The sequence below is a fragment of the Paractinoplanes durhamensis genome, from assembly GCF_016862175.1.
Lineage (GTDB): Bacteria > Actinomycetota > Actinomycetes > Mycobacteriales > Micromonosporaceae > Actinoplanes > Actinoplanes durhamensis.
Map to the genome: position 1 here is coordinate 20,773 of NZ_BOML01000035.1, position 12,176 is coordinate 32,948.

General features: G+C 71.3%; 9 protein-coding genes. 5 read left to right on the plus strand and 4 right to left on the minus strand.

The window, feature by feature from the left end; all coding sequences use genetic code 11:
• Window positions 1-4 precede the first annotated feature (4 nt).
• Window positions 5-904 carry a hypothetical protein gene (locus tag Adu01nite_RS21425; RefSeq protein ID WP_203728698.1) on the plus strand — a complete coding sequence of 300 codons (900 nt, stop codon included), beginning with the start codon at window positions 5-7 and terminating at the stop codon, window positions 902-904.
• Window positions 905-908: 4 nt separating this feature from the next.
• Here Adu01nite_RS21425 and Adu01nite_RS21430 read toward each other — a convergent pair whose 3' ends face one another.
• On the minus strand, window positions 909-1,742 hold the full coding sequence (locus tag Adu01nite_RS21430; protein ID WP_203728699.1) for a LysR family transcriptional regulator: 834 nt from the start codon (window positions 1,740-1,742) through the stop codon (window positions 909-911).
• Between the two features lie 96 nt (window positions 1,743-1,838).
• Between Adu01nite_RS21430 and Adu01nite_RS21435 the strand changes: the two genes are divergently transcribed.
• The 3 genes from Adu01nite_RS21435 (at window position 1,839) to Adu01nite_RS21445 (ending at window position 5,603) form a co-directional block, all read left to right on the plus strand.
• Complete coding sequence (locus Adu01nite_RS21435) at window positions 1,839-3,182, plus strand: LLM class flavin-dependent oxidoreductase (RefSeq protein WP_203728700.1); 1,344 nt, start codon at window positions 1,839-1,841, stop codon at window positions 3,180-3,182.
• The gene (locus Adu01nite_RS21440; protein ID WP_203728701.1) at window positions 3,179-4,150 is read left to right on the plus strand and encodes an LLM class flavin-dependent oxidoreductase; all 972 of its coding nucleotides are present in this window, start codon (window positions 3,179-3,181) and stop codon (window positions 4,148-4,150) included. Before Adu01nite_RS21435 ends, Adu01nite_RS21440 begins: the two co-directional genes overlap by 4 nt.
• Before the next feature lie 61 nt (window positions 4,151-4,211).
• On the plus strand, window positions 4,212-5,603 hold the full coding sequence (locus Adu01nite_RS21445) for a purine-cytosine permease family protein (protein ID WP_203728702.1): 1,392 nt from the start codon (window positions 4,212-4,214) through the stop codon (window positions 5,601-5,603).
• On the opposite strand, the gene codA is transcribed toward Adu01nite_RS21445, so the two are convergent.
• On the minus strand, window positions 5,582-6,817 hold the full coding sequence (gene codA, locus Adu01nite_RS21450; RefSeq protein ID WP_203728703.1) for a cytosine deaminase: 1,236 nt from the start codon (window positions 6,815-6,817) through the stop codon (window positions 5,582-5,584). The genes Adu01nite_RS21445 and codA overlap by 22 nt on opposite strands.
• Before the next feature lie 93 nt (window positions 6,818-6,910).
• Here codA and Adu01nite_RS21455 point away from each other — a divergent pair, with 93 nt between their 5' ends.
• Window positions 6,911-10,222 (plus strand): AfsR/SARP family transcriptional regulator, encoded by a 3,312-nt coding sequence (locus Adu01nite_RS21455; RefSeq protein ID WP_239132599.1) that lies wholly within the window; start codon window positions 6,911-6,913, stop codon window positions 10,220-10,222.
• Here the strand turns inward: Adu01nite_RS21455 and Adu01nite_RS21460 are convergent.
• Window positions 10,204-11,031: an ABC transporter permease gene (locus tag Adu01nite_RS21460; RefSeq protein WP_203728704.1), complete on the minus strand. Its 828-nt coding sequence runs from the start codon at window positions 11,029-11,031 to the stop codon at window positions 10,204-10,206. The two genes, Adu01nite_RS21455 and Adu01nite_RS21460, sit on opposite strands and share 19 nt — an antisense overlap.
• A gap of 85 nt (window positions 11,032-11,116) precedes the next feature.
• The gene (locus Adu01nite_RS21465) at window positions 11,117-12,106 is read right to left on the minus strand and encodes an ATP-binding cassette domain-containing protein (RefSeq protein ID WP_203728705.1); all 990 of its coding nucleotides are present in this window, start codon (window positions 12,104-12,106) and stop codon (window positions 11,117-11,119) included.
• Between the last annotated feature and the right edge of the window lie 70 nt (window positions 12,107-12,176).

Genomic DNA, 12,176 nt, shown 5'->3' on the forward strand with positions numbered 1-12,176 from the left:
GAAGATGATCACCAGAAGGATCCTCGCCCACGCCGGCATCGTCCTGGTCATTTCCACGGCCGGGGCCTGCGCCGCCACCCCCGCACCACCCACCGAGCCGGCCATCGGCGCCATTCCGGCGGTGCGCTCGGATTCCGATATCGTGCTGCCGATCGACCCCTATCGGGTGTCCCCGGAACAGATTCCTTTTATGACGGCGGCCCTGAATATTCTCGGCCGCGAATGCATGAAAAAGTTCGGTCTCGACTGGCCCGCCGATTCGCCGACCCCCGGTGCGGCGCCGACCCAGAACGAACGGCGTTATTGGATCACCGATTCGGCGAAGGTGACGACCGAGGGCTACCACGCGCTCGACACGCAACGCCGACAAAAATACATTTCCGACCAGCAGGCGAAGATAAAGCAGCCGACCCAGGATGCGATTGACGTCTGGGGTGGCAGCCGGCCGACATTCCACGGTCGGAGCGTGCCGACCGGCGGATGCGCGCAGGACGCCATGCGGCAGCTCAGCAAAGGGGCGGCCGTCGCCGATCCGGGAATCGCGGAGACCCTCCAGGTCAACACCTACGCGCAGATGGAGCGGGACAGCCGTGTCGTCCGGGCCGTCGCCGAGTGGAGCCGGTGCATGAAGGCGCAGAGGTTCGACTACCCCAGCCCGAAGGCCGCCGCCGCGGACCAGCGCTGGCAGACCGCGAAACCGGGCAAGCCGGAGATCGCGGTGGCGACCGCCGACGTCGCCTGCAAGACCCAGACCAGGGTGGCCGGCACCATGCTGGCTGTCGAGACCGCCTACCAGCAGCGCAGCATGGCCAAGGTCAGCACCCAACTGGCCGCGGTCAAGAAGCTGCTGGACACCCAGATCGCGAACGCGAAGCTGGTGACCAGCACCGGCACCGCCCGGTAGTCACTCAGCCGAGCAGCACCCGCAGCGCGGTCGCGGCGTCGCCGAGCAGCCCGTCCGGCAGCCCGCCGCGCGGCCGGACCGCCAGCGTCAGCGGCTCGGCGGCGGGCAGGTCGTCCCGGGCGACCAGGCCCTCGATGCCCTGACCGAGGCCGGCCATCAGGGCCACCCCGAGGCCGGCCCGGACGGCCGCCTGCACGCCGGCCAGATGGGCCGCCTCGCAGCCCATCTCGGCCGGCAGTCCGTGCCCGGCGAGGGTCTCCAGGGCCCGGCTGCGCAGCGCACAGGGCGCGTCGAAGGCGACGAGGGGAATCGGCTCGCCGGGCCCTGGCACCGCCCAGTGCGGCGCGGAATACCAGGTCAGCGGCAGGTCACCGACGGTCCGGGCGTCGGTCTCGTCGCCCGCGCCGATCAGCAGGGCCAGATCGATGCGGCCCTCGGCCAGCGCGGTGCGCAGCTGCGCTCCCCGGTCGATCCGGAACCGGACCCGGCGGCCGGGGAACGCCGCGGCCAGGGCCGGCAGCAGCAGGGCGGCGGCATGCTCGGTGGCGCCGATGGTCAGCGCCCGCTCCTGTTCGACCTCGAAGACACGCAGGGTCTCGTCGTGCGCGGCGAGGATCCGCCGGGCCTGGGTCAGCAGCGTCTCGCCGTCGGTGGTGAAGCGGGAGCCGCGGCCGTCGCGCTGGACGAGGGCCCGGCCGAGGGTGGACTCCAGCCGGCGGACGTGCTGACTCACCGCACCCTGGGTGAGGTGCAGTGACGTGGCGGCGCGCTGGAAGCCACCGCAGTCGGCCACCGCGACGAAGCTGCGCAGTGGGGCGATGCCGAGAATCCGACTCATGCCTACCAGTTTACTAGGGATTAATGAGCCTGCGTAATGGCTGACATCACGTTCTCTCCTTGGACATGACGACCGGCCGCCGCCGAGACTCGGGGCATGGCAGCTCGCAGAAAACTCGTACTCGGCGCCGTCTTCTACGGCGTGGGCGGTCCCGGACAGCACCACACGTGGCTCAGCCCGGAGATCCCCGGTGACGCGAGCGTCGACATCCGCTGGTACATCGCCCGCGCCCAGCAGGCCGAGGCGGCGAAGTTCGACCACCTCTTCATCGTCGACAGCCAGTTCATCACCCCGGACTCGCCGAACCACTACCTGAACCGGCTCGAGCCGCTCACCCTGCTGTCCGCGGTCGCCGTGCACACCAGCCACATCGGGCTGGTCGGCACCCTGACGACCTCGTACAACGACCCGTTCAACCTGGCCCGTCGGCTCGCCTCGCTCGACCTGATCAGCGGCGGCCGGGCCGGCTGGAACGTGGTCGCGACCGGCGACGGCGGCACGGCCGGCAACTACGGCCGCAAGGAGCACTACGACTACGCGGCCCGCTACGGCCGGGCCCTCGAATCGGTGCGGGTGGTGCAGGGGCTGTGGGACTCGTACGAGGACGACGCGTTCCCGCGGGACAAGGAGCAGGGCGTCTTCTTCGACAAGAGCAGGCAGCACCCGCTCCACCACGTCGGCGAGCACTTCCAGGTGGTCGGCCCGCTGAACATCGAGCGCTCGCCGCAGGGCCAGCCGGTCATCTTCCAGGCCGGCGACTCGGACGAGGGCCGCGATCTGGGCGCGAGCATCGCCGAGGCGATCTTCACGCACGCGGCGACGATCGAGCAGGCGGTGGCGTTCCGCAACGACCTGCGGGCCCGGGCCGCCGCGAAGGGCCGCGACCCCGACCACGTGCTGATCGTGCCCGGCTTCAACCCGATCATCGCGGACACCGACGAGGAGGCTCGGGCGATCGAGGCGGCACGGGTCGGCGGCAAGGACTTCGACCGCGCGCTCAAGGAGCTGGGCCGGCCGTTCGGCTGGCACGACTTCACCCAGTACGACCTGGATGCGCCGTTCCCCGAGCTGGGCGACGCCGGTGCCACCAGCTTCAAGACCCAGGCCGAGTCGATCAAGAAGCTGGCCCGGGAGCACAACCTGACGCTGCGCCAGGTCGTCCAGCGCAGCATCGACGCGCAGCGCTCGCCGTTCACCGGGTCCCCGCTGACCGTGGCGAACGCGATCCAGGAGTGGTTCGAGGCGGGCGCGTTCGACGGCCTGAACATCGGGGTCGGGGTGCCGAGCGAGTTCGCCCGGTTCACCGACGAGGTGCTGCCGATCCTGCGCGAGCGCGGCCTGGCCCGCACCGAGTACGACTCGGCGACGCTGCGCGGCAACCTCGGCCTGCCGGTCCCGGAGAACGTGCACACCGCCGCCCGGAAGGTGCTGGTCCCGTGAATCGTCTCGGGTTCCTGACCCACGTCCAGGGCGAGAACGCCTATCGCAACGCCCAGGAACTGTTCGTCGCGGCCGACGATCTCGGCTTCGACGTCGGCTGGGTGGCCCAGCACCACGAGCCGCTGCAGGGTGGCGGCCTCTCCTCGCCCTGGACCTTCCTGGCGTACGCGGCGGCCCGCACCCGCCGGATCCGGCTGTCCACGGCGATCACGATCGTGCCGCTGGAGCACCCGATCCGGCTGGCCGAGGACGTCTCGGTGGTGGACACGCTCAGCGGCGGCCGGGTCGAGATCGGCGTCGGCAGCGGTTCCGGGCCGGCCGAATACGCGGTGTTCGGCAAGGACTTCGAGCAGAAGCGCGAGCTGACCACGGCCGGACTGCACACGCTGCGGACGGCGCTGGCCGGCGCGGAGGTGGCGCCCGGCTTCACGATCCAGCCGCCGCCGGTCAGCGACTTCAGCGACCGCATCTGGCAGGGCATCTTCAGCGAGGGCGGGGCGCGCTACACCGCCCAGGAGGGCTCGAACCTGCTGCTCAACCGGGCCACCTACGGCTACGAGGAGGACACCGACGTCGTCCAGCGGGTGTGGGCGGACGCGTTCCTCGAGGCTTGGGACCTTCCCAGAAAGCCGCGGATCGGGCTGTCCCGCTTCGTCTTCCCGGCCAAGGACCGACAGGAGGCCCTGCGGCAGATCGAGGACGGCCTGAACAACGCGACGGCCGGCTTCGTGCGGCGCGGCACCTTCCCGGCGAACCGGAGCACCGAGGAGTACCTGCGCCGGTTCCACGCCTTCATCGGCCACCCCGACGAGATCATCGAGGCGCTGCGGAAGGAGAAGGTGCTGCCGGTCGCCACCGATCTGATTACGCAGTTCAATCCGGGTATTCCGGACTTCGACGCGGCGGTGAAAGCCCTCGAACTGATCGCCACCGAGATCGCTCCCGCGCTCGGCTGGAAGCGGCAATAATCCGGAAACAGATCGGGCGTCTACTCCAGGTCATCGAGGTCGATCGAGGCCGGAGGCAGGCATGACAGCAGCGTTGGAAACCGAAGCTGAGGTCCGGGAAGGCAGTTACGGAGCTCGCGTCACGGCAGTGGAGCCGGGTGGCGCGGGCTTCATCCCGGTGGCGGAGCGGCACGGCCGCCCGCTGAATCTGTTCTGGACGTGGATGTCGCCGAACCTCGAGTTCGCGACCATCTTCGTGGGCGTCATCTCGGTGCTCTACTTCCAGCAGACGTTCGGCCAGGCGGTGGCCGCGATCGTGCTCGGCACCGCGCTCGGCGCGGCCACCCACGGCATCCTGTCGGCGCGGGGCCCGGCCATGGGCGTACCGCAAATGGTGTTGTCCCGCATCGGTTTCGGCTATCGGGGCAACATCCTGCCGGCCGGGCTCAACGCGGTGGTGGCGGGCATCGGCTGGTTCGCGGTCAACAGCGTGAGCGGCGCGCTCGCGCTGGCCACGCTGACCGACCTGCCGAACGTGCTGTGCCTGGTCCTCGTGGTGGTCGCGCAGGTGGCGATCGCGTTCTTCGGGCACAACCTGGTGCAGGCGTTCGAGCGCTACGCGTTCCCGATCCTCGCGGTGATCTTCCTGATCACGTCGATCATCACGCTGAGCAAGGCGTCACCCTCGGCGGTCGCGGGCGGGACCGGCGGCCTCGGCGGCTTCCTGCTCACCGTCGGCGCCTCCTTCGGGTACGCGGCGGGCTGGAACCCGTACGCCACCGACTACACCCGCTACCTCTCCCCGTCGACCAGCAAGGTCTCCACCGGTGTCTTCGCCGGCCTGGGCATCTTCGTGTCGTGCGCGTTCCTGGAGATCGTCGGCGCGGCGTCGGCGACCATCGCGGCGCCCGGCATCGAGAACCCGACCGAGGCCTTCACCAGTCACCTGCCGTCGGTGGTGGCCAACCTGACCCTGCTGGCCATCGCGCTCGGTGCGATCAGCGCGAACGCCATCAACATCTACTCCGGGTCGATGTCGTTCCTGGCGCTCGGCTTCCCTGTGCCGCTCGGCCTGCGCCGGGCCATCGTCTCCGGCGTCTTCGGCGTGCTCGGCTTCCTGCTGGCCTGGTCGGGCCTGAGCGACGCCGGGCACAAGTACGAGAGCTTCCTGCTGATCATCGCGTACTGGATCGGGCCGTGGCTCGCGGTCTACCTGACCGACTGGTACCTGCGCCGCGGCAAGCGGGTCGACGGCCTCCTCTACGACAAGGCGCACAACCCGTGGGGCGGCGCGGTCGCGATGGCGGTCGGCATGGTCGTCTCGATCTGGCTCTTCTCGAACCAGAGCGAATACGTCGGCCCGGTCCCGTCGCACTGGCCGTCGTTCGGCGACTTCACCTTCGAGGTCGGCTTCGTGGTCTCGGCCCTGCTCTACTGGGCGTTCTTCCGGTTTCAGCGAAACTCCACGTCCTGAGTAACGCCATCCCAGGTGACGGTGGTGTGGGCGGGCTCGGTCGCGGCGACGACCTTGCCCGCCCGCATCACCAGATAACGCGGCCGCTGCAACCGCAGGGCCTCGGCCTCCCCGGTCGCGTCGAACACGACGAGGTCGGCCGAAGTTCCAAGATCAAGACCATGATTTTGTACGCCGAGGGCCGCGGCCGGCGCCACCGTGATCATGTCGATCAGGGTCCGCAACTCGTCCGCGCCGCTCATGTGCCCGAGGTGCGCGAGCACGAACGCGGCCTGCAGCGGGTCACCGTAGCCGAGCGGATACCACGGGTCCATCACCGAGTCGTGCCCGATCGCCACGTTGACCCCGGCCGCCAGGAGCTCCTTGACCCGGGTGTGCCCACGCCGGATCGGCCCGGTGTCGAAGCGCCCCTGCAGCACCGCGTTGTCGAGCGGGTTGGTGACCATGTGCAGGCCGGCCCGGGCGATGTTGTTGATCAGCCGGTAGGCGTACGCGGCGTTGTAGGAATGCATGGCCGTGGTGTGACTGGCGGTGACCCGGCCGCTCATCCCCCGCCGGATCGTCTCGGCCACCATCGTCTCGAGGAACCGGGAGTGCTCGTCGTCGGTCTCGTCGCAGTGGATGTCGACCCGGAGCCCGTGCTCCTCGGCCAGCGCCATCGCGAACCGCACCGACTCGACCCCGTCCTCCCGGGTCAGCTCGTAGTGCGGGATCGCCCCGATCACGTCGGCCCCGACGTCGACCGCCTTGCGCATGAGGTCGGCGCCGCCGTCGAAGGAGAGGATGCCCTGCTGCGGAAACGCGACCAGTTGCAGGTCGATGACGCCGCGGGCCTCCGCGCGCAGCTCGACCAGGGCGCGCAGCGCGGTCAGGCCGGGATCGCAGACGTCGACGTGGCTGCGGACGTGCTGCACGCCGCACGCGAGCTGCCAGCGCAGCACCCGCCGCACCCGCTCCTTGACGTCCTCGACGGTCAGATCCTGGACACGCTCGGCCCAGATCGCGATCCCCTCGAACAGCGACCCGGACCGGTTGGAGCGCGGCTGCCCCTCGGTGAGCACCGCGTCGAGGTGGATGTGCGGCTCGACCAGCGGCGGCGTGACCAGCCGCCCACCGAGGTCCCGGGTCTCCCGGGCCTCGTCCGGCGCGACGAAGCGGCCATCGGAGATGCCGATGTCACCGCGGGACGTATTGGTGAGCAACAGGTCGATCATGGGCTCATTCTGCGCGCCGCACATTACGACCTGAGGCGATGCTGAGAGAGGACTGTTTTGGGTCCGGGGCCGGAACGCGAGAGGATCGACGTCGTGGGGGAGAGCGGGGGGTTGCGGGTAACGCTGCTGGGCACCTTCGAGGTGCGCCGGGGCGAGACCGTGCTGCCCGTGGTCGGCGCCCGGCTGCGCGGCCTGCTGGCCCGGCTGGCGCTGGCCGGCGGCCGGCCGGTCGACCCGGGCGTGCTGGTCGACGCGCTGTGGCCGGACGAGCAGCCGGCCGACCCCACCAACGCGCTCCAGTCCCTGGTGTCCCGCCTCCGCCGGATCCTCGGTGGGGGCGTCGAGGGCGGCTACCGGCTTGACGTGACCGACGACGACGTCGACGCGCTGCGCTTCGAGCGCCTGGCCGCGGCGGGCCGGGAAAACCTGCGGGCCGGCCACGCCGAGGCCGCGGCCGAGTTGCTCGGCGCGGCCGTCGCGCTCTGGGACACGCCGGGCGCGGTCGCCGCGGTGGCGCCGGCCGTGGCCACCCGCCTGCTGCGCGAATCGGTCGAGATCATCGCCGACCTGGCCGCCGCCGAGCTGGCGCTGGGCCGGGCCACCACGGCCGAGGCCCGGCTGACCGCCCTGCTGGACGAAAACCCGGCGCACGAGCGGGTCGCCGCGCTGCTGATCGACGCCCTGACCGCGCAGGGCCGGGAAGCCGAGGCCCTCGCCGCTTACGAGCGCGTCCGCGGGGCGCTGGCCGACGCTCTCGGCGCCGACCCGGGAGCCGCCCTCCGCGAGCGCCACATGCGCCTGCTACACCCTCCGGACATTTCAGAAATGTCCGGCAAGGAAGGAAACGCAGGCGCGGGCGGAAGCGCCGTCGGCGCGGCGGCCGCCGCGCCGCACGGGATCGGCGACGGGCCGGCGCCCAGCAACCTGCCCGCGTCGCTGACCAGCTTCGTCGGACGGGATGACGACCTCGGGCGGATCGACACGCTGCTCGCCGGTGGGCGCCTCGTCACGGTGCTCGGGCCGGGCGGAGCCGGCAAGACCCGGATCGCGCTCGAGGCCGGCCGGCGGCACCGGCACGAATACCGCGACGGCACCTGGCTGATCGACCTTGCCGCGGTCACCGAACCGGCCAAGGTCGGCGCCGCCTTCCTGGCCGCGATCGGGCTGCGCGGGACCGCGTTCTTCGAGGGTTCCAGCAAGGCCCCGCCCCAGGGGAACGAACTCGAGGCCCTCACCGACGAGCTCGGCGGCCGGCAGATCCTGCTCGTCGTCGACAACTGCGAGCACCTCATCGACGCGGTCGCGCACCTGATCGCCGCCCTGCTCCCCCGCTGCGCCGGGCTGCGGGTGCTGACCACCAGCCGGGAGCCGCTCGCCGTCGACGGGGAGGCGCTGGTCCCGCTCGGGCCGCTCACCCTGCCCGAGGCCGGCAGCAGCGTCGAACAGGCCCGCCGGACCGCGTCGGTGCGGCTGTTCACCGAGCGGGCCGCGGCCGTGCGGCCCGGGTTCGACGTGGACGAGAACAGCCTGACCGACATCGTCCGGGTGGTCCGCGGCCTGGACGGCATGCCGCTCGCGCTGGAGCTGGCCGCGGCCCGGCTGCGCACGCTGTCCCTGGCCGAGCTGGCGGCCGGGCTGTCCGACCGGTTCCGGATGCTCACCACCGGCAGCCGCACCGCGCTCCCCCGCCATCGCACCCTGCGCGCGGTCATCGCCTGGAGCTGGGACCTCCTGACCGACGACGAGCGCAGCCTCGCCGAGCACATCTCGGTCCTCCCCGGCGGCGTGACCGAGGCCTCGGCCACGGCGGTGTGCCGGGAGATCCCGGACCCGGCCGCGACGCTGGCCGCCCTGGTCGACCGGTCCATCCTGCAACTCGCCCCGGAACCGGGCCGCTACCGGATGCTGGAGACCCTGCGCGAGTACGGCATCGAACGCCTCACCGAACAGGGCGCCCTCGACACCGTGCGCGGGCACGCCGCCCGCCACCTGGCCGCCCTGGTCGCCGAGCACGAACCGCGGCTGCGCGGCCCCGGCCAGCTCGTTTCCCTGCGGGCCATGCACGCCGAGTACGACAACATCCTCGCCGCCCTGCGCTACCTGTGCGACTCCGGCGACTCCCCCGGCGCGGTCACCCTCACCCTGCATCTGGCCTGGTACTGGCAGATGCTCGGCCGGCACGCGGATGCCACCTTCTGGCTGGGCGAGGCGGTGGCGGTGCCGGTCGGCGAGGACAACCTCGACCGCGACTGCGCCCAGGCCATCCTGCTGCTCAGCCGGATCAACGACCGGTCGCCACTGCTCAGCGAATCGGCCTGGGACAGCAAGTCCGACCTGCGGTTGCTGGCCGACCGGCTGCTCACCTACCCGGAGCTGAGCGGCCTGGCCGGTGCCCTGACCTCGGTGACGCTGTTCTTCGTGCAGGAGACCGAGCGGGCGCTCGCCATCATGGGGCGGCTCGCCGACGGGCCGGACGTCTGGCTGGCCGGCCTCGCCCGGATCTTCCGGGCCCAGTTCGCCGAGAACGAGGGCGACCTCGACGGCGTCCGCGTCGACGTGCCGATCGCCCTGGAGTGCTTCCGCCGGGCCGGCGACCGCTGGGGGCAGGCCACCGCGCTGCCGATGCGCGCGCTGATCCGGCAGTACGACGGCGATCTCGCCGGCGCGCAGGCCGACCTGCGGGAGGCGCGGGCGCTGGCCCGCGAGTTCGGGTCGCTGAGCCTCAGCGACGAGATCTTCATCGATCTGCGCTGGATCGATCTGAGCATCCGCAGCGGCGACGCCGAGGTGGCGATCACGATGATCGACGAGATCCGGGAACGGGTGCAGCGGATCGGCTCGACCGAGATGATCATCCTGATCGACGCCCTCGCGGCCGGTCTCTGGGTGCGGCTCGGCGAGTTGGAGCAAGCCCGTGAGCTGGTGGAACGGGCCGAGCACGGGATGGCGACCCAGCTGAACTTCGCGCCCGATCACGGGGTGGCGCTGCTCAACGCGGTCCGGGCGTCGCTGTGCATCGAGACCGGCGACGGGCCGGGCGCCGAGGTGGCGCTGGCCACGGCCTACGCGGCCGGGCTGGACACCCGGGACATGCCGATACTGGCGGTCGTCTCGGTGACCGCGGCCGGCCTGGCCGCCTTCTACGAGCGCTACCACGAGGCGGCGGTCATCCTCGGCGCGGCGGCCCGGCTGCGCGGCGCCCACGATCGCACCGACCCGGAGACGCGGCGGCTGATCGAGCGGATCAGCGGGACGCTCGGCGAGGGCGCCTTCGCCGCGGCGTACGAAATCGGATGGAAGCTCGACGGAAAAACGGCCCGGACACAGGTCGACCCGGCTCGGCTGCGCCGCGAGGCGCTGCCGGCCGGGGACCAGAACGTCATCTCTCAGGCTCGCCGCGAGTAGGCCCGCAGGGCCAGCGGCACGAACACCACCAGCAGACCGGCCATCCAGGCGAGCGTCTGCCACAGCGGGCTCGCCACCGGGCCGCCGATCAGCAGTCCGCGGATCGTGTTGACCAGCGGCGTGATCGGGTTGACGTGCACGAACGCCTGGAGCCATCCCGGGAGCGTGTCGGACTGCACGAACACGGGGCTGCCGAACGACAGCGGGAAGATCAGCAGGAACATCACGCCCTGCACGGCGCCGGAGGTCCGCACGATCATGCCGACCCAGACCGAGATCCAGCAGAAGCTGAGGCCGAACCCGATGGCCAGGGCGACCGCGGCGACCGCCGGGAGGAAGCCGGTCTCCACCCGGAAGCCCATGATCGTGCCGAAGCCCAGCATGACCACGCAGACGGTCAGGTAGCGGACGATGTCGGCGGCGACCGCACCGGCCAGCGGGGCTATCCGGGCCACCGGCAGCGAGCGGAACCGGTCGAAGACCCCCTTCTCGATGTCGGCGTTGAGGTTCTGGCCGAGCGCGATGCCGCCCATCGCGAGCGACTGGGCGAGCAGGCCGGGAAGCAGGAACTGCAGGTAGACGTGCCGGTCGCCGCCGGCCAGGGCGCCGCCGAAGATGAACGTGAACAGCAGCAGGAAGATCACCGGCTGCAGGGTCACGTCGATCAGGGCTTCCGGCGTCCGAATCGTCTTGATCAAACTTCGCCGCGCGAGCGCGACGCTGTGCCGGGCCAGCGCGGCGAACGCGCCCCCGCGAGGCCGATCGATGTCGAGGTCGGTGGTGGTGGGGTTGATCGTCAAGGTAGTCATTCTGAGTCCTCCTTAGGTATGCCCTTCTGGCCCTCGCCTGCGGCCTGGGCGGTCAGCTTCCGGAAGTGCCGCTCGGTGCAGGCGGTCACACCAGCTCAGCCTCCTTCGAGGTCTGCGGAACAGCATCTTCGCTGGTCAGGGCGTGGAACACCTCGTCGAGGCTGGGCAGGTGCAGGCCCAGTTCGGTGACCTCGACGCCGGCCCGGCGCAGGGCCGGCAGTGCCTCGTCGAGGGCGGTGTCGGTGGTGACCGGCACGCTCACCGCGCCACCGCGGGCGCCGGCGGCGGTGTCGGCGCTGGCGTTGGTGCCGGGCGCGGCGACCATGTCGAGCACCCGCAGCGCATCCGGCAGCCGGGCCGGGTCGGCCGGGCGCACCCGCAGGGTCAGGCCACCGACGCGGCGCTTGAGCCCGTCGGGGGTGTCGAACGCGATCACCCGGCCCTTGTTGATCACCACGATCTCGTCGGCGAGCGCGTCCGCCTCTTCGAGATACTGCGTGGTCAGCAGCACGCTCGAACCCTGCGCGACCTGGGTGCGCACCACGCCCCACATGTCCTCGCGCTTGGCCGGGTCGAGACCGGTGGTCGGCTCGTCCAGGAAGATCACCTCGGGCCGGCCGACCAGGCTCGCGGCCAGGTCGAGCCGGCGGCGCATGCCACCGGAGTAGGTCTTGGCGGGCCGGCCGGCGGCCTCGCTCAGGTCGAACCATTCGAGCAGCTCGGCCGCCCGCTTCTTGGCGTCGCTCGAGTGCATGTCGAGCAGCTGCCCGATCAGCACCAGGTTCTGGGTGCCGGTCAGATCCTCGTCGACGCTCGCGTACTGGCCGGTCAGCCCGATCCGCCGGCGGACCCGCTGCGGCTGCTTCAGCACGTCGATGCCGGCCACCTCGGCATAGCCCTCGTCCGGGCGGAGCAGCGTGGCCAGCACGCGCACCGCGGTGGTCTTGCCGGCACCGTTCGGGCCGAGCACCCCGAGCACCGTGCCCCGGCGCATCGCGAGATCCACCCCGTCGAGCGCCTGCGTCTTCCCGAACCGCTTGCGGAGCCCCTCGGCCCGCACCACAAGATCAGTCATGTCCCCTCCTCGTTTCTGGGGACAGCCTGGACCGGGCCGCTGACATGGCCCGCACATGCCGCTGACACCG